Raw genomic sequence first — 18,955 nt, 5'->3', positions numbered from 1 at the left:
GTCAGGCGTCGCTGCCCAGGGGCCCCAGGCTGTCGAGGCGCTCGTTAGGCGCCGGTTCGGCATAGGTCTCGCCCGACACGCGCATCGCCACCGCGGTGGCGACCGTACTCGCGTAGACGTTGAGCGCGGTGCGGCCCATGTCGAAGAACGCGTCGACGCCGAGGATCAGGACGACGGCTTCGGGCGGCAGTCCGATCGCCGTCAGGATCACCGTGATCGCCACGACCGCGCCCGAGGGTACGTTGGCGGCGCCGTCGATCGTGATGATCGTCAGCACGGCGATCGTCACGAGGAGCGGCACGCTCCAGGTCAGGTGATAGGCATCGGCCAGATAGCCGACCGCGAGCGCGGTATAGAGCACGGCCCCGTCGCGGTTGAATATGTAGGACAACGGCAGGACCGTCGACGCCAGCGACTTCGGCACTCCCATTTCCGTCAGCCGCTTCAGATGCACGGGGAAGGTGATCTCCGACGAGCGCGTCGTGAAGGCGAGGATCAACGGCTCGCTCACGCGCCTCGCGAGCGCGATGGGCGACTGCCCGGCCAGCTTGACGATCAGCGAGAGCAGGAGCGCCAGGATCGCCATGCCGAGATAGGCCACGCCGAGCAGCTTGAGGAGCGGCGTCATCGCGGCGAGCCCCTTCGATCCCAGGAGCGCGGCGAGCGCAGCGAAGATCGCGAGCGGCGAGAGCGAAATGATCCACTCCGTCATCTTGAAGAGCGCGGCCAGCATCGACTCCAGCACCGCGATCATCGGCGCCGCGCGCTCTTGGACCGCCGACAGCGCGCAACCCAGCAGCACGCCGAACACGAGCACGGGCAGCGCGTTGCCGGAGGCCAGCGCGCCGACGATGTTGGTCGGCACGAGGTCGACGAGGAAGTCCATCCAGTCGATGCCGCTCGCGAGATGCGCGGGCATCGCGGCGGTCTGGGTCATGCTGGCGCCGAGACCGGGGCGGAAGAACATGTTCAAGGCGAGCCCCAGCATGCTTGCGACCAACGTCATCGCCGCGAAGAACGCGATGGAGAGCAGCACGGTCTTGCCGAGCCGGCCGCGCTGCACGCCCACGCGGAACATGCCGACCGTCACCGAGAACAGGATCAGCGGCATGACGACCATCTTGATTGCGTGGCCGAAGAGCGTCGCGATGAAGGCGAGCTTGGTGCCGGCCGACGGCGCGAGGATGCCGAACAGGATGCCCAGCACGAGCCCGGCCACCATCTGCACGGGAACGGAGATGCGCTTACGACGGGGTTGATTCATCTTCGCCTCGGATGATTTTGATGCGCGCGTCGGTGCCGTCGACGATGTGATTCCACATGTGCCGTCGCGCGGCTTCGGCTTCGTTGGCCTGGATCGCCGCGTAGATGTCGAGGTGCTCGAGCGTGCCCCGGCGAACCGTCGCGACGTCGCTGCGCTGCAGTTCGTTGAGCGCCAGGCCGGTTTGCATGCGCAGCATCTTGTACGTCGTGAATAGACGTGCGTTCTGCGAGGCTGCGAACATTTCCTGATGGAACGTCCAGCCGATGCGCTGCTCGACCATCAGGTCGTCCGAGTCGTCGTCGACGAGCCGCTGGAGCTGTTCCGCGGCGGCCGTGAGCCCCGGCGTCGCGCCGCTCACCGCGGCGAGGTACGCGGCCGTGCTTTCGAGCGCGAGCCGCACTTCAAAGATTTCGCGCAGATCGTCGTTGGTCGGGGCGGCCACATAGGTTCCCTTCCTTGGCACGACCTCGACCAGCCCCTCTACGACGAGGCGCTGGATTGCGGAGCGCACGGGCGTGTGGCCGAGCATCAGCTCGTCGGCCATCGAGGATGCGCGAGCGGATCTGGACATACGCCGACTGCGTATCGGATGGATTGTTCTCGAGCATCTGAGATCTCAGGTGTCTTAAAAGTGCGGAATGAAAATAGGACAAGTCCGAGAATACTCAGTCGATCTCAGTTGCACACCTGTCAGAACTAAGAGGTAAGGCGCCAAAATTGAGAAAAAATGGCCGCTCGTGTTGCAAGCGTGTGAAAGACTCGGTAGCGTGCACGCCATTCACGGTTCGACCTCGGCCAGCGAAGAGACCCGCGGCCGTCGAAAACAGAACCGGTCGATCCACTGCAGCGGGGTAGCGCCGACTCATGTCCGACCATCACATGCTTTACTCCATCTGCTCCGTTCCCGCGGAGCGCGTGCTTTCCCTCCGAAGCGAAGTCTTGCTGGACGGCAACGCTGAATCTTCCCGATTTGTCCACGACGACGAGGTTTCGACACTGCATCTGGCGGTCTGCGAGCACGAAGAAATCGTTGCGGTCGCAACCGTCTGCCGGGAAGCGCTGCCCGGGTCCACGAGCGCCAAGGAGTGGCGGCTGCGCGGGGTCGCCGTGGAGCCGCGGCTGCGGGGCTACGGATTCGGACGCCTGCTGATCAAGCTGTGCCTCGATCACGTGCAGAAAGAGGGCGGGCGGACCGCTTGGTGCACGGCGCGCGAGAGTGCTCGCGGCTTCTACGAGGCGCTGGGGTTCGCTTCGTCCGCGCCGCCGTTCCAGTTGCCCTCGCGCGGCGACGTTCTGTTTCATGAAATGCAGTACGTTTTGTCTGGCGAAGCGATATCGGATACCGAGTAAAAGCGCTCGCGCACGAAACGCCAACCCGGCGTATGCTCCCGCCTGTGCGCAATTTTCCGCCAACCGCTGCGGGGTTGGAGACGCCCATGAACTGGACCCGTTTCGAACACGGCCGGCGCTGCGCCCCGCTCGAGGGGCCGGCGCAGTCGCTCGTCGCGCTGCTGCATGGCGTGGGCGGCAGCTCGCTCGATCTCCTGGCGCTCGCGGAATCCTGGCGCGAGGCGCTGCCCGACACGGCTTTCGTGTCGTTCGACGGCAGCGAGGCGTTCGATGGCGGCGGCGCCGGGCGGCAATGGTTCAGCCGGCGCGATATCGATGATCTGCGCCGTCCGCTGCGCGTGGCGAATGCCTATCCTGCCCTCCACCGGATGCTGAGCGACGAGCTTGCGCTATACGGCCTGGACTTCGATGCGCTCGCGATTGTCGGCTTTTCGCAAGGTTCGATCATGGCGCTGCATCATGCGGCGGTGAATCCGGCGGGCGCGGCGGTGGTGGTCGCCTATTCGGGGCGGCTCGGCTCGCCGATCGCCGAGAGGAACCGCACGCCGCTCACGCTCATCCACGGCGCCGACGACGAAACGATCCCCGTGCTCGAACTCGAGCGCGCCGCGCATGCGTTCAGCGACGCGGGCTACGCGGTCGAGGCATACGCCTTGCCTGCGGTCGGCCACGCGATCTCCAGCGAGGGCGCGCTGCTCGGACGCGACGCGCTGGTGCGCGCGCTCGTCGAGCGTCCGCGCGTGCTCGCCCACCTGCGCGCGAGGAAATCGCCCGGCGCGCACAAAATCTTATGAAGATTGGGTTTTCCCTGACCTAAAGTATTGGCTCGGAGCGCCGTAATCGTATACAGCGGGACTTGGCGTAGACCGTTCTGCTCTGCCGCGGCGGCAGCCTGCTCTCCGGAAGCGAAAAACAAGCTGCCTGCGAGCGAGTTATTTCCAAGCCAACGATGTCGCACACACCCTTCTTCGGACGACTGTTTCAGCAAAGCGTCGCGGTCGATCTCGGCACGGCGAACACGCTCATTTATCTGCGCGACAAGGGCATCGTGCTGAACCAGCCGTCGGTGGTCTGCTTCCAGAAACAGTACACGGCCGGAGAGGCGCGTGTGGCGGCTGTCGGCACTCAGGCCAAGCAATTGCTCGGACGCTCGCCGGGCAATCTCGAAGCCGTGCGGCCGATGCAGCACGGCGTCATCGCCAATTTCCCCGCTGCGGAGCGGATGTTCCGCGAGTTCGTCGACATGGCGCAGTTGCGCTCGCTCTTCGTGCGGCGCGCCGAGTTCACGGTTTGCGTGCCGTCCAATGCGACCGACGTCGAGCGCCGGGCGATCCGCGAAGCGGCCATGGCAGCCGGCGCGTCGAAGGTGAGCCTGATCAACGAATCGCTTGCCGCCGCGGTGGGGGCGGGGCTGCCGGTCGGGCAGCCGCGTGGCTCGATGGTGGTCTCGATCGGCGGCGGCACCACGGAGGTCGGCGTGATCGCGCTGGGCGGCGTGGTCTATAACGTCTCGGTCCGGGTGGGCGGCGACCAGTTCGACTCGGCCATCATCAACCACGTGCGCAACCTCTACGGCGTCGTGCTCGGCGACCAGACGGCGGAGTATTTGAAGAAGACGATCGGCACGGCCACCTACAACGTGCCGCCGCAGTCGATGCGCGCGACGGGCCGCAGCCTCGAAGACGGCTTGCCGCGCACGATCGAGCTCTCCAATCACGACGTGGCCGATGCCCTCGCGGTGCCGCTCAAGGAGGTGATCGGCGCGGTCAAGGCGGCGCTCGAGAATGCGCCGCCCGAGCTCGTGACCGATATCGCCGATAGCGGCATCGTGCTGGCGGGCGGCGGCGCGCTGCTCGCGAATCTCGACCAGCGGCTCGTCGAGGAGACCGGGCTCGAGGTGCGCATCGCCGATGAACCGCTGACTTGCGCGGTGCGCGGCGCGGGCGCGGAACGGGTCGACCGGGTCGCGTTCGCATAGCGCCTGCGCGCGGCCCGGCAGCGGGTGCTACCATCGCGGCTCCCAGCCGTTCTCCTCGCATTGCTCCATGCCAGCCATCTCCCAGCTCGTCGTCTATCCCATCAAGTCCTGCGCCGGAATCGCCTTCGACACGGTCCGCCTGCTGCCGACCGGCCTCGAATACGACCGCAACTGGATGCTCGTCGACGCCGCGGGCAAGTTCATCACGCAGCGCACTTATCCGCGCCTCGCGCTCGTCGAGGTCGAGATCGGCGTAACCGAGCTCATCATGCGCGCGCCGGGCATGGACGAGTTGCGCACGCCGCTCGCGGCTTCCGCTTTGCGCGCTGCGCCGGCCGTCGCCGCGACGGTCTGGGGCGACACGGTCGCCGCGCTCGATACCGGGCCGCAGACGGCGCGCTGGTTCTCCGCGTTTCTCTGCGCGCCGGTTCGGCTCGTGCGCTTCGACCCGTCGGCGCAGCGCGTTGCGGACCGCAAGTGGACGGACGGCCGCGAGGTGACGACCCAGTTCGCCGACGGCTTCCCGTTGCTCGTGATCGGCCAGGCCTCGCTCGACGACCTGAACGAGCGCCTCATGCGCCGAGGCGCCGCCGCGATTCCGATGAATCGCTTTCGTCCGAACATCGTCGTGAGCGGGCTCGAGGCCTACGAAGAGGACTACGTCGAGACCTTGCGGAGCGTTGACGGCGGCGCGATCGAGCTGCGCGTCGTGAAGCCTTGCGCGCGCTGTCCGATGCCGACCATCGATCAGGCGACGGGCGCGCCCGACCCGCGCTCCCCGAACGAGCCGACCGACACGCTTGCCACCTACCGCGCGAACAGCCGGCTCGACGGCGCGCTGACCTTCGGCCAGAACGCGATCGTGATCGCCGGCGCGGGCGGGCAGCTCGCGGTCGGCCAACGCTTCGACGCGGAGCTGGGCTTTGGCGACTGACCCGGCCCCGTCCCGTTTTGCCGACGCGGCCGATCCCTCACAGCGCGAAATCGAACTGTCGAGCGGCTTGCGGATGCCATACGTCGAGCGCGGCGAGGGGCCGCTTCTGCTGTTCGTGCACGGATCGCTCTGCGACTACCGTTACTGGCAGCCGCAGCTCGACGGTTTGTCGCCGCGCTACCGGTGCGTGAGCGTGAGCCTCACGCACTACTGGCCGCTCGCGGGCTTGCCGCGCGAGATTCCGTTCAGCTGGAGCCGCCATGCCGACGAGCTGGCCGAATTCGTCGAGCGGCTCGGCGAGGGCCCTGCCCATGTCGTCGGACATTCGCGCGGCGGCTGCGTGGCGTTTCATTTCGCGCGGCGCCACGGCGTGCACGTGCGCACGCTGACGCTCGCCGACCCGGGCGGCCCGCTGCAGATTCCGGGGCGTCCCATCGCGCAAATGCCCGAAACCGTCAACGCGCTGCGCGCCCGCGCGGCGCAGCTGATCGAGGCGGGCGAGACCGACGCCGGCTTGCAGCTGTTCGTCGATTCGGTGAGCCGCCCTGGCTTCTGGGCGAAGAGCACGAAGGCGTTCCGCACGATGGCGATCGACAACGCCGGCACGCTGCCGCCCCAGTTCCAGGACCCCTTGCCGGCCTACACGGCCGAGGAGGCCGCCGAGGTGCGCTGCCCGGTCCTCCTGATCGACGGCGAGAAGAGCCCCGCCATCTTCCATCGCACGGTCGCAGCGCTCGAAGCGTGGCTCGCCGGCGCGCGGCGGCAGACCGTGCGCGGCGCCTCGCATGGCATGAATCTCGCGCATCCGTCGGCCTTCAATCGCTATGTCGACGAATTCATTCGCAGCGTGGCGTGACGCGAGCGCAACGCTTGGTTGAATCGATCCGCCGTTGAACTTCCGCTTTCCGCATACCTCTCTACAATCGGAACGAAGTCAACCGCTGTGGGCCTAGAGTAAGCGCTGAAGCTCCAACTCTGGTCGACAGGACGACAGGAGGCAAGACGATGCTGGACCCTGAAGCACTTGGCGGACTGAGCCACGACGAGCTGCCCGAGCACGGGCACGAAGCGGACGGTGCGTTCATCCCGACCGAAAACCCGAATATCGCAAGCGCAAGCCAATACGTCCTGAAGTCGGGCGACGCCTTCGTCGTCAACGATCCGCTCGGCGACATCATCGGCCACGACGACGGCCTGTTCGTCAACGACACGCGCGTGCTGTCGCAATTGCGGCTGACCTTCGGCGGCCGCGCGCCGTCGCTCTTGTCGGGCAACGTGAGCAGCGACAACACCGCGTTCACCGCGCACCTCACCAACCGCCCGCTGCCGCCCCTGGGCGGCGCCGAGACGCCCGAAGGCGTGATCCACGTCGAGCGGCTGCGCGTGCTGTGCGGCACGATTCTTTACGAAGCAATTACGCTGACCAACTACGGCATGACCGATGCGGTCGTGCCGCTTTCCGTCTCGTTCGCGAGCGACTTCAAGGACATGTTCGAAGTGCGCGGCCTGAAGCGCGAGAAGAAAGGCGCCATCGAGGCGCCGCGCGTCGAGGGCGGCGAGGTGGCGCTCGGCTACGTGGGGCTCGATCGCGTCGAGCGCGACGTGCGGATCGCGTTCGAGCCGCAGCCGGACAAGCTGCTCGCGGGCCGCGCCGACTATTCGGTGCAATTGCCGGCGCAGGCGTGCGTGTCGATCTATTTGTCGGTGGCGGTGCAGGCGCGCGCGCTGCAGGCGGCGGAGGGCGGTGCGCCGGGCGCCGACGTCGCGAAGCCGCCGCACAGCGCGAGCTCCGCGCACCTGACCCAGATCGACGCCGCCAAGCCTCGCGTGGGCCGCGCCGCCGTGCGCGCGGCGCTCGTCGATGCGCACTTGTCGATGCGCGAGCGGCGGCGCGCCACGGCGCGCGTGCGCTCGAGCAATCCGCTGTTCAATGCCTGGATCGACCGCTCGTTTTACGACCTGGGCTTGCTCACCACCGATCTCGCGACGGGGCCCTACCCGTACGCCGGCATTCCGTGGTTCTCCACGCCGTTCGGCCGCGATGCGGTCATCACCTCGCTGCAGACGCTCTGGCTTCAGCCGCTCCTCGCGCGCGGCGTGCTGCGCTTTCTCGCCGAGCACCAGGCGAAGGAGGACTCGGCGTTCCGCGACGCGTCGGTCGGCAAGATCATGCACGAGATGCGCAAGAGCGAGATGGCCGCTACGGGCGAAGTGCCGTTTGCGCTCTACTACGGCGGCGTCGATACGACGCCCCTGTTCGTCGTGCTGGCGGGCGCCTACGCGGCGCGCACCGGCGACATGGCGCTGATCGAAGAGCTCTGGCCCGCGCTCGAGCGCGCGACGCAGTGGGTGGCGGGCGTCTGCGACAAGAACCGCTTCGGCCTGCTCGACTACCAGCGCGCCTCCGATGGCGGTCTCGCGAACCAGGGCTGGAAGGACAGCCACGATTCAGTCTTCCACGCCGACGGGCACTTTCCCGAGGGGCCGATCGCGCTCGTCGAAGTGCAGGCCTACGCCTGCGCCGCGTTCGACACGATGGCGCACTTCGCGACGCTGCGCGGGCATCCCGCCGACGCGGTGCGCTACAAGGCGCGCGCCACGGCGCTGCGCGAACGCGTCGAAGAGCAGTACTGGATGCCGGAGGAAGGGTTCTACGGCATCGCGCTCGACGGCAAAGGCGAGCTGTGCCGCGTGATGGCGTCGAACGCGGGGCATCTGCTCGCCTTCGGCCTGCCGTCGCGCGAGCGCGGCGAGACCGTAGCGCGGCACCTGGAATCGACGATCTTCCACACCGGCTGGGGCGTGCGCACGCTCGCGGCGAACCAGGCGCGCTTCAACCCGATGGCCTACCACAACGGCTCGGTCTGGCCGCACGACAACGCGCTTTGCGCGCGCGGTCTCGCGCGCTACGGCGACAAGGCCGCGGCCGTGCGCCTGTTGCAGGCGCTGTTCCAGGCGGCGGTCAACTTCGACATGCGCCTGCCCGAGCTGTTCTGCGGCTTTCCGCGCCGGCGCGGCGAGCCGCCGACGGCCTACCCGGTCGCCTGCCTGCCGCAGGCGTGGGCGGCGGGCGCGCCGTTCATGATGCTCGAGGCGTGTCTCGGCATGACGATCGACGCCGAGCGTCACGAAGTGCGGATCGAGCAGCCGGCGCTGCCCGAGGGCATCGACTGGCTCGAGATCGGCGACCTGCGCGTCGGCGACAAGACCGTGTCGATCATGTTCAGCCGCGTGGGCGGCAAGGTCGTGGCGTCGGCGGAGCAGGGCGACGTGAGGGTGGTGGCGTTGCTGTAACAGAGCCCGCAAGCGGCGAATAAAAACGGGGACTGCATGGATTACATCGAAAGTTTGCGGGTTTTCCGCTCGGTGGTCGAAACGAAGAGCTTCACGCGAGCCGCGGACATCCACGGCTTGACGCGGCCCGTGGTCTCGCGCGCGATTGCCGCGCTGGAAGAGCGAATGGGCTGCCGCCTCCTGAACCGCACCACGCGGCAGGTGTCGCTGACGGAGGCGGCCGAGCGCTTCTACGAAGGCTGCGCGCGCATTCTCGACGATCTGGACGCGCTCGAAGCCGATGCGGCCAGCCAGACCCGCGAGGCGGGTGGCGTGCTGCGGCTCGTCGCCCACACGACCGCCACCTTGAACCGGCTGGTGCCGCTGATTGCGAGCTTCAAGCGCGCCCATCCCAAGGTCGGCCTCGACGTCACGCTGACGGAGCGGCCGGTCGATCTCGTCGCCGACGGCTTCGATCTCGGCATCGTGTTGCCCTACATGCTGACCGCCGAGACGACTGTGGTGCGTCTGCTCGCGCGCATCCCGGTTGTCATCGTCGCCACGCCTGGCTATTTGCAGGCGTCGTCGACGCCGCGCCATCCGTCGGAGCTCGCCGATCATGTTTTCGTCGCCATGTCGCCGTCCATTCGCCGGCCGAGCCTTGGCTTTCGCAACGGCGACGAGGAGCTGACGATTCCGATTCATGGCGACATTTCCTCCAACAGCCCGGTATTCAACCGGGAAATGGTCCTGCAGGGCTTCGGAATCGGCGTGGTGCCAGCCGCGCTCGTCGAACAGGAGCTGGCGTCGGGCAGGCTCGTGAGGGTGCTTGCCGACTTCGAGCTGATCGAAGGCGCCATCGAGCTCAGGCTTGCCTACAGCAGCCGGACCCTGCAGCCTGCCAAGGTGCGTGCGTTCATCGAGCATGCGGCCGCCTTCTTCGAGGCGGAGCAGATGCTCAGCTGATATCCCCGCCGAGTCCTTTCAAAAGGGCTCAAATGCGATTGTTGCCGCGAGCGGCAACAATCTGGTGGCGCGCGCGGCATCGCTTTGCGCCCGGCACACCGCTAACCTGCGCGCATGCACATTTTGTGCATATACACAGGCAAACCGATGAATACTTCCGTCTCCTCCCAGAAGACCGCCGTCGCAGATGCTGCCGCGACGCGGACCCGCCCGTTCCCGTGGATGAAGCTTGCCGTGTCGGCAGTGGCTGTCGTGCTCGCCGCGGCCGGGACCTATTGGTACACAGTCCTGCGTTTCGAGCAGACGACCGACGACGCCTACGTCGGCGGCGACGTCACCGTCATGGCGCCGAAGGTCACCGGCTTCGTCGACGACATCGAGGTGACCGACAACCAGCGCGTGAAGGCGGGGCAGGTGCTGATCCGCCTCGATGCGCGCGACTACGACGCGCAGCTCGCGCAGGCCACGGCGGAGGTCGGGCGCGCCCGCGCGGTGGTCGACGAGCTGCAGGCCAAGCAGACCTTGCAGATCTCGGTGATCGCGCAGCAGAACGCGGAAAAGAGCGCCGCGGCCGCGGAGCTCACGCGCACCACGCTGGACAAGACGCGCTATCGCGAGCTGGTCAAGGACGACGCCGTGTCGAACCAGATCGTCGAGCACGCCGATGCGGACTATTCGAAGGCGCAGGCGGCGGTGCAGCGCAGCGATGCCGGCGTGTCGGCGGCGCAGCGCGAGCTCGACGTCATCGGCGCGCAGCTCGCCGACGCCCGGGCTCAGGTCGACACGGCGCTGGCCGCGCAGCGCGTCGCCGAATTGAACGTCGAATACACGACCATCCGTTCCCCGGTCGACGGCTACATCGGCAATCGCACGGCGCGCGTGGGCGTGCTCGCGAAAGTCGGCGTGCCGCTGCTCACCGTGGTGCCGGGCAACGGCCTCTGGATCGACGCGAACTTCAAGGAAGACCAGCTCAAGACCATGCGCGGCGGCGATGCGGTCGACGTGTCGCTCGATGCTTCCAGCCGCTCGTTCCATGGCCGCGTCGAAAGCCTGGCGCCGGCCACCGGCGCGACCTTCAGCGTGCTGCCCCCGGAGAACGCGACCGGCAACTTCACGAAGATCGTGCAGCGCGTGCCCGTGCGCATCCGCCTCGACCCGCAGCCGGGGCTCGGCGACGTGCTGCGCCCGGGGCTTTCGGCGGTCGTCACGGTCCATACGGGCAAGTAACGGGTTCGGGAGACAAGCATGCAAACGACTCATCCCGCCGATCCGTCGGCGCAGCCGATGCGGCAGCGCGTGTTCGCGTTCGGACTGATGTGCCTCGGCTTCTTCATGGCGACGCTCGACATCCAGATCGTGGCGTCTTCGCTGCGCGACATCGGCGGCGGCTTGTCCGCGAGCCAGGACGAACTGTCGTGGGTGCAGACGGCCTATCTGATTGCCGAAATCCTCGTCATTCCGATGTCGGGATGGCTGTCGAAAGTGTTCTCGACGCGCTGGCTTTTCGTGGCGTCGGCGGTCGGCTTCACGATCACCAGCATGCTGTGCGGCATGGCGTGGGACATCAATTCGATGATCCTCTTTCGCTGCCTGCAGGGCGCGCTCGGCGCGGCCATGATCCCGACGGTCTTCACGACGGCCTTCGTGCTGTTCCCGGGCAAGCAGCGGCTCGTCGCTTCCACTACCATCGGCGCGCTGGCGTCGCTTGCGCCGGCCATCGGCCCGGTCATCGGCGGCTGGATCACCGACCAATGGTCGTGGCACTGGCTGTTCTACCTGAACCTCGTTCCCGGCATCGCCGTCGCGGCGCTCGTGCCGAAGTACGTGCACATCGACGAACCCGACCTATCGCTGCTGAAGAAAGGGGACTACCTCGGCATCGTCCTGATGTCGGGCTTCCTCGGCTGCCTTGAGTACGTGCTCGAAGAGGGGCCGCGCAAGAACTGGTTCGGCGATCACATCATCGTCGCCTGCACCTGGATCTCGGCCATCTGCGGCTTCCTGTTCCTGGTGCATGCGCTGACGGCGAAGGACCCCATCGTCGATCTTCGCGCCATGGTGGTCCGCAACTTCGGCATCGGCAGCCTGCTGTCGTTCATCACGGGGATCGGCATCTTCGTCGCGGTGTTCCTGACGCCGCTGTTTCTCGCCCAAGTCCGCGGGCTGAATTCGCTGCAGATCGGCGTCGCGCTGCTCTCGGTCGGCGCGTTCCAGCTGCTCGCGCTCGTGGCCTACGCGATCGCGGCGCGCTACATCAGCATGCGCGTGCTGCTGATGTTCGGGCTCGTGTGCTTCGGCGTCGGCTGCTACCTGTACACGCCGCTCACGCACGACTGGGGATGGCAGCAGCTGCTGCTGCCGCAGGCGCTGCGCGGGATCGGCCAGCAGTTCTCGGTGCCGCCCATCGTGACGATGGCGCTCGGCTCGCTGCCCCAGTCGCGTCTCAAGTCGGCGAGCGGCCTCTTCAACCTGATGCGCAACCTCGGCGGCGCGATCGGCATCGCGGTCAGTGCGACGATGCTCAACGACCGGCTGAACTTCCACTACTTGCGCCTCAATGAAAGCGTCACGGCGGGGCGGCCGCAGGTCGACGCGGTCCTCGACGGACAGACCGAGCATTGGGCGAACGTAGCCGGCGACGCCTTGAACGCGGCGCAGTCCGGGCTCGCGAACCTGCATGCGCTGATTTACCGGGAGGCGCTGACGCTGACTTACGCGGACACCTTCTACGTGCTGTCGCTGTGCTTCCTGGCCGCCATCGTCGCGGTGCTGTTTTCCAAACCCATTTCCATGACGGCGCCGCCGCCGGATGCGCACTGAGCGCACATCGAGGTCATCATGAAAAAGCTATTGATTGCCGTTGCAGCCAGCCTGTTCGTGTCCGCCTGTGCGGTTCAGCCGGCGCGGCACGACGGTCTTCCGGCGTCGGTGTCGAACGTCGCGCCGCAAGGCTGGAGCGTGGAAGCGCCGCCGGCGGGCGTCGATGCGAAGACCTGGTGGGCGCAGTTCAACGACCCGGTTCTCGACCAATTGATCGACATCGTCCTGACCGGCAACCTCGACTTGCAGGCCGCCATGGAGCGCGTGAAGCAGGCGCAGTCGCTGACAGTGCAAAAGCGCGCGGTTCTTCTGCCCGAGCTCGACGCCACGGCACAGGGTTCCTATTCGCGCCAGAACATACCGCCGCCCGTGGGCTATGTGAAAGAGGGGGGCGTGGGGCTGGCGCTCGCCTGGTCGCCCGATGTCTTCGGCGGCGAGCGGCTCGACCTGCTTGCGGCCCAGGCGCAACTGGTCGGGCAACGGCACGCCGAAGATGCGGTTGGGCTCGCGCTCGCGGCCAACACGGCATCGGCCTATGTCGATTTGCGCTGGGCCCAGTCCGAGCTGCGGATCCTGCAGGACAACGAGCGCATCCGCGAGCGCGCGCTGCAGCTGACGCAGGAGCGGCTGAAGTTCGGTCTTTCGACTCAGCTCGACGTCACGCGGGCGCAGAACCAGCTGGACGCGCTCAAGGCGCGGATTCCGCCGGCACAGGCGGCGATTCAGCACCAGTTGAACCTGATCGCGGTGTATTCGGGGAGAACGCCCGAGTCGGTCGACAAGCTCGTGCTGGCGACGCCCGCGCCGATTCCGGCGCCTGGGCCGACCGTGCCCGAGACCTTGCCCTCCGAGGCGCTGCTGCGGCGCCCCGACGTGCTGACCGCGTATGCGCAGGTCGAAGAGCGGGCGGCTCAGGTCGGTGTCGCTAAGGCGGAGCGGTATCCGAAGTTTTCGCTGAACCTGTCCGACGGATTGCTTGCCGCGTCGTACCTCGGCTTGCCGACTTTGACCGACAACCTGTTCAGCGCGGCGCTGAGCGCGGCGAGCCCGATCTTCAACGCCGGCCGTATCACGGCGCACATCGATCAGAGCGAGAGCAAGATGCGCGAATCGGAGCTCGGCCTGCACCAGACCATGCTGCAGGCGTTGCGCGAGGTCGAGGATTCGCGCGCCGATCTCGTCAGCTCGACGCAGGAGGCGCAGCGGCTTCAGGATGCGTTGAGCGCGTCGGACAAGTCGCTCAAGCTGGCGAACGAGCTCTACAAGGGCGGCGCGACGGACTTCCTCGATGTGTTGTCCGCGCAGGAGGCGTATCTGCGCGACTCGGACGCGCTGAACCAGGCGCAACGCGAGCATGCGCTGTCGGCGGTCGCGTTGTATCGCTCGCTTGGCGGCGGTTGGAGCCGGAACGAAGCGGTGGCTGCCGCGACGCCTGAAACGGTGGCGGCGAAGTGAGGTCAGCGCCTGCGCCGCGCTGCTTTCGGCTCTGATTCTTCCTCGGCGTCGTCACCGCCGATGACGCCGAGCATCTTGGAGACGCGCAGCGCGGCGGCCTGGAGTGTCGGGACGAGCAAGGCGACGTCGTCCAGCGACTTGCGCGCCTTGGGCGCCGAAATGCTCAGGCAGGCCACGACGCGGCCGTTCCGGCCCGCAATGGGCACGGCCGCGCCGACCACGCCGATGGCGAACTCGGAATCGTTGGTCGCGAAGCCCTGCTTGCGCGCGAGGTCGATTTCCTGCCGCAGGCGATCGGGGTCGACGATCGTGTAGGGGGTGATCGGCTCCCACGGGCCGCTCAGCATGTACGCGTCGAGTTGCTTTCGCTCCATGTTGGCGAGGAAGACGCGTCCGCTCGACGTGCAGTGGGCGGGCGCGCGGTGCCCTTTCTGGAAGTTGAGCGTCAACGGCGAGTTGCCGATGGCGCTGTCGATGTACACCACCTCCGAGCCGCGCATGACCCCGAGGCTCACGGTCTCGGCGGTCCGCCGCGAAATTTCCATCAGCAGCGCGTGAATCGGCCCATGAGTGGTGGACGCGGCGAGGATGTTGGTCGCCAGCTCCAGCAGGCGCGGGCCGACCTGGTATCGGCCGCGCTCCATGCCGTGCTCGAGGAAGCCGAACTCCTCGAGGTTGCTCACGAGCCGATGCGCCGTGGTCTTGGGGATGCCGAGCGCGGCGACGATATCGGCCGTCGAGACCCTGCCGAGCTGAGCCGTCATTTCGACGACGTGAAACGCCCGCTCGGTGGGCGATGCCTCGGCTTCCGGCGTTTCCGGGACTGGGATGTCTTCTACCTTGCGCATGGCTTCAGCAATCTCACGCTCTGCGGACAAGCGCTGGCGCTTGGTCGATTGGGTTTGCTCGATGACGGGACGCATAAGAATACCTGAATTCGATGTGGACACTTTTGCTTGCATCATCACGATATTTTAGTTCCAAAAAACGGAACGTATTTTACCGATGGATGGGGTTTGTGGTAGGTGTTTACGCTTAACAGCTGGTCCTGCCGCTGCGTGTGAAATCCGGTGGTTGCCTTAATCGTTTTGGAATCCAGGGCGATTGCCACACAATCGTCTGCCGATTGCCGTTCGTATATGTCCTTGACAATGGAATTTTGAAATCCAAAAAATGGAACATACACAGCGGGGTGCCAACCATGAAGCGCAATCGACTCTCCACCTGGATCTTCGCCGGCCTGATTGCCGGCATCGTCGTCGGATCCGTCATTCATGCAGCCACGGGTTCGCCGGAACTCGACAAGCAGATCGCCGGCTACTTTTCGATGCTGACCGACATCTTTCTGCGTCTCATCAAGATGGTCATCGCGCCGCTGGTGTTCACCGGTGTGGTGGCCGGCATGGGGCACACCGGAACGCCGGGAGACGTGGGCCGCATCGGCGTGCGAGCGATTCTCTGGTTCATCGCGGCGTCCATCCTTTCCCTGGTCCTGGGCCTGGCGCTGTCGAACCTCATGGGGTTGGGCGTCGGCGTCGAGGTGCCGCACGGCGGCGCCTCGACGGACGTGAGCACGGCGGCGTTCAGCCTCAAGAACTTCGTCTCCCATATCGTTCCGCAGAGCATCTTCCTGGCCATGGCGCAGAACGACATCATCGCGATCCTGGTCTTCGCGCTCTTCTTCGGCTTCGCCGTGTCGGCGCTGCGCGAGCGGGAGCCGGCCATGCAAGCGCTCGGCTCGGCGATCGAGGGGGCGTTCAAGGCCATGCTCAAAGTGACCGACTACGTGATGCGCTTTGCTCCGCTGGGCGTGTTCGCGGCCGTCGCGTCGGTGGTTACGGTGCAAGGTCTGGGCGTGCTCAGCGTCTACGGCAAGTTCATCGGCGGCGTCTATAGCGGGATGGCGCTGCTGTGCTGCCTGCTGATCGGCATCGGCTTTCTGTTCATCGGCTCCGAAGTGTTCCGCCTGCTCGGTCTCGTCAAGGAGCCGATGCTGATCGCGTTCTCGACTTCGAGCAGCGAGGCGACGTTCCCGAAGATGCTCGAGCAGCTCGAGGAGTTCGGCATCTCGAACAAGATCACGGCCTTCGTTCTGCCGCTCGCGTATTCGTTCAATGCCGACGGATCGATGATGTATCAGGCGTTCGCCTCGGTGTTCCTGCTGCAGGCCTACGGCATTCACATGAGCTTCGTGCAGCAGGTGGGCATGCTGTTCGTGATGCTCGTTTCCAGCAAGGGAATTGCGGGCGTGCCGCGCGCATCGATTGTCGTCGTGGCCGCCACGCTGCCCCTGTTCGGCATTCCGGTTGAAGGCATCGCGCTGCTGCTGGCAGCCGATACGTTCATCGACATGGGGCGCACGGTCACCAACGTGATCGGCAACAGCATCGCAGCCGCCGTCATTGCGAAGTGGGAGCTGCGGCGGGCTGCGCGCCCGTCGAACGCCGTTGGCGCTTTCAAGCTGTAAATCAAGCTGCAACCACTATGAGATCGACGATGAACGCAACTGAAAAGCTCGCCGCCGTGCGGAGCCAATTCCCCGTGACGAAGCGGATGGTTTACCTCGATTCGGCCTTCCAGACTCCGCTCTCGACGAACGTTCGCACAGCGCTCGAGGAGTTCTATGCGGAAGGGCATGAAACGGCCGGTCCGAAGTCGGTCTGGCTGCGGCGTGTCGAGCGGACGCGAGAGCAGGTGGCCAGGTTCTTGAATGCGGCGCCGAACGAGATCGCTTTCACGAAGAACACCTCGGAAGGATTGAACATCGCGGCAAACGCGGTGCCTTTGACTGCGGGCGACAACGTCGTGCTGATCGAGGGCGACCATCCGAACAATGCCTATGCGTGGCTCAATCTGAAGCGCAAGGGCGTGGAAGTGCGCTTTGCCAGGCTCGCGGACACCGAAGTCGCCACGGCAGCCACATTCGCTTCGTATATCGATGAGCGCACCAGGGTCGTGACGCTGTCTCACGTCACCTTTCACGCCGGACAGGTACATGAACTGGGCAGTATCGGGCGGCTGTGCAAGGAGCGCGGCATTTACTTCGTCGTGGATGCGATGCAGTCGGTCGGCGTGGTTCCGGTGGACGTCAAGGCGCTGGGCATTTCGGTGCTGGCGGCGGGCACGCACAAGGGGCTGCTGGTGCCGCAGGGGCTTGGCATCCTGTACGTCCAGGATGGCTTGACCGAGCTGCAGCCCGCTTATCTCGCGATGTCCTCGATGGCGAGGCCGCCGGCGGACTACATCGCGCGCCCCGACGACATGGAGACGCGCCATGACGCGTGCCGCTTCGAGTTCGGCAACGTCAATCTGCCGGACCTGCATGCGTTGTCGGCCGCGATCGAGCTGATCGAAAGCGTCGGCGTGCCCGAGATCCAGAGGCACGTGCTCGCGCTCGGCGACCGTTTGATTGGCCGCCTGGACCGGCTCGGCGTCGAGTTGGTCGGCCCGCGCGAGCGAGGTCAGCGCTCCCACATCTATGTGCTCGCCTTGCCCGTGCAGAAGTGGGCTGACCATTTCGCGCGCAACCAGGTTCGTGTTTCGCCGGAGCGCGGCGGCATCCGCATTTCGTTCGGCATGTTCAACACGGTCGACGATGTCGATCGCCTTGCCGACGTGATCCGGGATGGGCTGAAGGAAGAGACTTCCAATGCGATGGCGCATGTGGACTGAGTCTCGGGGCACCGACCTTTGGTCAACATGCACTGCATTTTCGCCAACGCGGGCTGAAATAGCGTTGTTGGTGACGGTCGTAGTGGATGATTTCGGCTGGTCGTAGCTTGAGTGACGAGGAGATATGAAGACACGAGCCGCTATCGCATGGAAGGCAGGCGCACCGCTGACGATCGAGGAAGTCGATCTGGAAGGGCCGCGCGCGGGCGAAGTGCTGATCGAGGTGAAAGCGACAGGCATCTGCCACACCGACTACTACACGCTTTCGGGCGCGGACCCGGAAGGGATTTTCCCGGCGATCCTCGGGCATGAAGGCGCGGGCGTGGTGGTGGACGTGGGCCCGGGCGTGGGCACGTTGAGGAAGGGCGATCACGTGATTCCGCTTTACACGCCGGAGTGCCGCGAGTGCAAGTTCTGCCTGTCGCGCAAGACGAACCTGTGCCAGAAGATCCGCGCGACGCAAGGCCGCGGCCTGATGCCCGATGCGACCTCGCGCTTTTCGGTCGGCGGCAAGCCGGTCTTTCATTACATGGGCACCTCGACCTTCTCGAACTACATCGTCGTGCCGGAGATCGCGGTGGCGAAGATCCGCGAGGACGCCCCGTTCGACAAGGTCTGCTACATCGGCTGCGGCGTGACGACGGGCGTCGGCGCCGTCGTCTACACGGCGAAGGTGGAGGCGGGCGCCAACGTGGTGGTGTTCGGGCTCGGCGGCATCGGCCTGAACGTGATCCAGGGCGCGAAGATGGTGGGCGCGGACAAGATCATCGGGGTCGATCTCAACCCGGGCCGCGTCGAACTCGCGAAGCAGTTCGGCATGACGCACTTCGTCAACCCGAAGGACGTGGAGAACGTCGTCGACCACATCGTGCAGCTCACCGACGGCGGCGCGGACTACTCGTTCGAATGCATCGGCAACGTGAAGACGATGCGCCAGGCGCTCGAATGCTGCCACAAGGGCTGGGGGCAATCGATCATCATCGGCGTGGCGGCGGCGGGCGAGGAGATCAGCACGCGGCCGTTCCAGCTGGTGACGGGCCGCGAGTGGAAGGGCTCGGCGTTCGGCGGCGCGCGCGGACGCACCGACGTGCCGAAGATCGTCGACTGGTACATGGAAGGCAAGCTCAACATCGACGACCTCATCACGCACACGCTGCCGCTCGAGAAGATCAACGACGGCTTCGAGCTGATGAAGAAGGGCGAATCGATTCGCTCGGTCGTGCTGTATTGAGCGGGAGGCGGG

At 66.1% G+C, this 18,955-nt stretch carries 15 protein-coding genes and 1 pseudogene; 13 read left to right on the top strand and 3 right to left on the bottom strand.

Annotated features, from left to right (window positions below; translation table 11 throughout):
- Position 1: 1 nt before the first annotated feature.
- Positions 2-1,264, bottom strand: coding sequence for a dicarboxylate/amino acid:cation symporter (locus FAZ69_RS12885; protein ID WP_240702210.1), 1,263 nt, complete (start codon positions 1,262-1,264; stop codon positions 2-4).
- Positions 1,245-1,872: pseudogene (locus FAZ69_RS12880) on the bottom strand (GntR family transcriptional regulator). Before FAZ69_RS12880 ends, FAZ69_RS12885 begins: the two are co-directional and overlap by 20 nt.
- A 256-nt stretch (positions 1,873-2,128) precedes the next feature.
- Here FAZ69_RS12880 and FAZ69_RS12875 point away from each other — a divergent pair.
- The 10 genes from FAZ69_RS12875 (at position 2,129) to FAZ69_RS12830 (ending at position 14,040) form a co-directional block, all read left to right on the top strand.
- Positions 2,129-2,614, top strand: a complete 486-nt coding sequence (locus tag FAZ69_RS12875; RefSeq protein ID WP_136895010.1) for a GNAT family N-acetyltransferase — start codon at positions 2,129-2,131, stop codon at positions 2,612-2,614.
- Positions 2,615-2,700: 86 nt separating this feature from the next.
- Entirely contained in the window at positions 2,701-3,408 is a 708-nt protein-coding gene (locus FAZ69_RS12870; RefSeq protein ID WP_136895008.1) for an alpha/beta hydrolase, read from the top strand.
- Positions 3,409-3,563: 155 nt separating this feature from the next.
- The gene (locus tag FAZ69_RS12865; RefSeq protein ID WP_136895006.1) at positions 3,564-4,592 is read left to right on the top strand and encodes a rod shape-determining protein; all 1,029 of its coding nucleotides are present in this window, start codon (positions 3,564-3,566) and stop codon (positions 4,590-4,592) included.
- A gap of 67 nt (positions 4,593-4,659) precedes the next feature.
- Positions 4,660-5,526: an MOSC domain-containing protein gene (locus tag FAZ69_RS12860; RefSeq protein ID WP_136895004.1), complete on the top strand. Its 867-nt coding sequence runs from the start codon at positions 4,660-4,662 to the stop codon at positions 5,524-5,526.
- A 73-nt stretch (positions 5,527-5,599) separates the two neighbouring features.
- Positions 5,600-6,382 (top strand): alpha/beta fold hydrolase, encoded by a 783-nt coding sequence (locus FAZ69_RS12855; RefSeq protein WP_136895380.1) that lies wholly within the window; start codon positions 5,600-5,602, stop codon positions 6,380-6,382.
- A gap of 149 nt (positions 6,383-6,531) precedes the next feature.
- On the top strand, positions 6,532-8,820 hold the full coding sequence (locus FAZ69_RS12850; protein WP_136895002.1) for an amylo-alpha-1,6-glucosidase: 2,289 nt from the start codon (positions 6,532-6,534) through the stop codon (positions 8,818-8,820).
- Positions 8,821-8,856: 36 nt separating this feature from the next.
- Positions 8,857-9,765, top strand: coding sequence for a LysR family transcriptional regulator (locus tag FAZ69_RS12845; RefSeq protein ID WP_136895000.1), 909 nt, complete (start codon positions 8,857-8,859; stop codon positions 9,763-9,765).
- A 147-nt stretch (positions 9,766-9,912) separates the two neighbouring features.
- On the top strand, positions 9,913-10,992 hold the full coding sequence (locus FAZ69_RS12840) for an HlyD family secretion protein (protein WP_136894999.1): 1,080 nt from the start codon (positions 9,913-9,915) through the stop codon (positions 10,990-10,992).
- An 18-nt stretch (positions 10,993-11,010) separates the two neighbouring features.
- Entirely contained in the window at positions 11,011-12,585 is a 1,575-nt protein-coding gene (locus FAZ69_RS12835) for a DHA2 family efflux MFS transporter permease subunit (RefSeq protein ID WP_136894998.1), read from the top strand.
- An 18-nt stretch (positions 12,586-12,603) separates the two neighbouring features.
- Entirely contained in the window at positions 12,604-14,040 is a 1,437-nt protein-coding gene (locus FAZ69_RS12830; protein ID WP_136894997.1) for an efflux transporter outer membrane subunit, read from the top strand.
- 2 nt (positions 14,041-14,042) lie between these two features.
- Here the strand turns inward: FAZ69_RS12830 and FAZ69_RS12825 are convergent, their stop codons facing one another.
- On the bottom strand, positions 14,043-14,888 hold the full coding sequence (locus FAZ69_RS12825; protein ID WP_169708628.1) for an IclR family transcriptional regulator: 846 nt from the start codon (positions 14,886-14,888) through the stop codon (positions 14,043-14,045).
- A gap of 353 nt (positions 14,889-15,241) precedes the next feature.
- Here FAZ69_RS12825 and FAZ69_RS12820 point away from each other — a divergent pair, with 353 nt between their 5' ends.
- The 3 genes from FAZ69_RS12820 (at position 15,242) to FAZ69_RS12810 (ending at position 18,943) form a co-directional block, all read left to right on the top strand.
- Positions 15,242-16,507, top strand: coding sequence for a dicarboxylate/amino acid:cation symporter (locus FAZ69_RS12820; RefSeq protein WP_136894995.1), 1,266 nt, complete (start codon positions 15,242-15,244; stop codon positions 16,505-16,507).
- Positions 16,508-16,536: 29 nt separating this feature from the next.
- The gene (locus FAZ69_RS12815) at positions 16,537-17,712 is read left to right on the top strand and encodes an aminotransferase class V-fold PLP-dependent enzyme (protein ID WP_136894993.1); all 1,176 of its coding nucleotides are present in this window, start codon (positions 16,537-16,539) and stop codon (positions 17,710-17,712) included.
- Between the two features lie 124 nt (positions 17,713-17,836).
- Positions 17,837-18,943 (top strand): S-(hydroxymethyl)glutathione dehydrogenase/class III alcohol dehydrogenase, encoded by a 1,107-nt coding sequence (locus FAZ69_RS12810; RefSeq protein ID WP_136894991.1) that lies wholly within the window; start codon positions 17,837-17,839, stop codon positions 18,941-18,943.
- The last annotated feature ends 12 nt before the right edge of the window (positions 18,944-18,955 follow it).

It is taken from the genome of Trinickia terrae, from assembly GCF_005144415.1.
In the GTDB taxonomy this organism is placed as follows: Bacteria; Pseudomonadota; Gammaproteobacteria; order Burkholderiales; family Burkholderiaceae; genus Trinickia_A; species Trinickia_A terrae.
This window is presented reverse-complemented; position numbering and strand designations above follow the sequence as displayed.

Excerpts from the sequence above, each read along its gene's own strand:
- FAZ69_RS12885 (WP_240702210.1), bottom strand. The coding sequence starts at position 1,264 with ATGAATCAACCCCGTCGTAAGCGCATCTCCGTTCCCGTGCAGATGGTG.
- FAZ69_RS12875 (WP_136895010.1), top strand. The coding sequence starts at position 2,129 with ATGTCCGACCATCACATGCTTTACTCCATCTGCTCCGTTCCCGCGGAG.
- FAZ69_RS12870 (WP_136895008.1), top strand. The coding sequence starts at position 2,701 with ATGAACTGGACCCGTTTCGAACACGGCCGGCGCTGCGCCCCGCTCGAG.
- FAZ69_RS12865 (WP_136895006.1), top strand. The coding sequence starts at position 3,564 with ATGTCGCACACACCCTTCTTCGGACGACTGTTTCAGCAAAGCGTCGCG.
- FAZ69_RS12860 (WP_136895004.1), top strand. The coding sequence starts at position 4,660 with ATGCCAGCCATCTCCCAGCTCGTCGTCTATCCCATCAAGTCCTGCGCC.
- FAZ69_RS12855 (WP_136895380.1), top strand. The coding sequence starts at position 5,600 with ATGCCATACGTCGAGCGCGGCGAGGGGCCGCTTCTGCTGTTCGTGCAC.
- FAZ69_RS12850 (WP_136895002.1), top strand. The coding sequence starts at position 6,532 with ATGCTGGACCCTGAAGCACTTGGCGGACTGAGCCACGACGAGCTGCCC.
- FAZ69_RS12845 (WP_136895000.1), top strand. The coding sequence starts at position 8,857 with ATGGATTACATCGAAAGTTTGCGGGTTTTCCGCTCGGTGGTCGAAACG.
- FAZ69_RS12840 (WP_136894999.1), top strand. The coding sequence starts at position 9,913 with ATGAATACTTCCGTCTCCTCCCAGAAGACCGCCGTCGCAGATGCTGCC.
- FAZ69_RS12835 (WP_136894998.1), top strand. The coding sequence starts at position 11,011 with ATGCAAACGACTCATCCCGCCGATCCGTCGGCGCAGCCGATGCGGCAG.
- FAZ69_RS12830 (WP_136894997.1), top strand. The coding sequence starts at position 12,604 with ATGAAAAAGCTATTGATTGCCGTTGCAGCCAGCCTGTTCGTGTCCGCC.
- FAZ69_RS12825 (WP_169708628.1), bottom strand. The coding sequence starts at position 14,888 with ATGCGCAAGGTAGAAGACATCCCAGTCCCGGAAACGCCGGAAGCCGAG.
- FAZ69_RS12820 (WP_136894995.1), top strand. The coding sequence starts at position 15,242 with ATGAAGCGCAATCGACTCTCCACCTGGATCTTCGCCGGCCTGATTGCC.
- FAZ69_RS12815 (WP_136894993.1), top strand. The coding sequence starts at position 16,537 with ATGAACGCAACTGAAAAGCTCGCCGCCGTGCGGAGCCAATTCCCCGTG.
- FAZ69_RS12810 (WP_136894991.1), top strand. The coding sequence starts at position 17,837 with ATGAAGACACGAGCCGCTATCGCATGGAAGGCAGGCGCACCGCTGACG.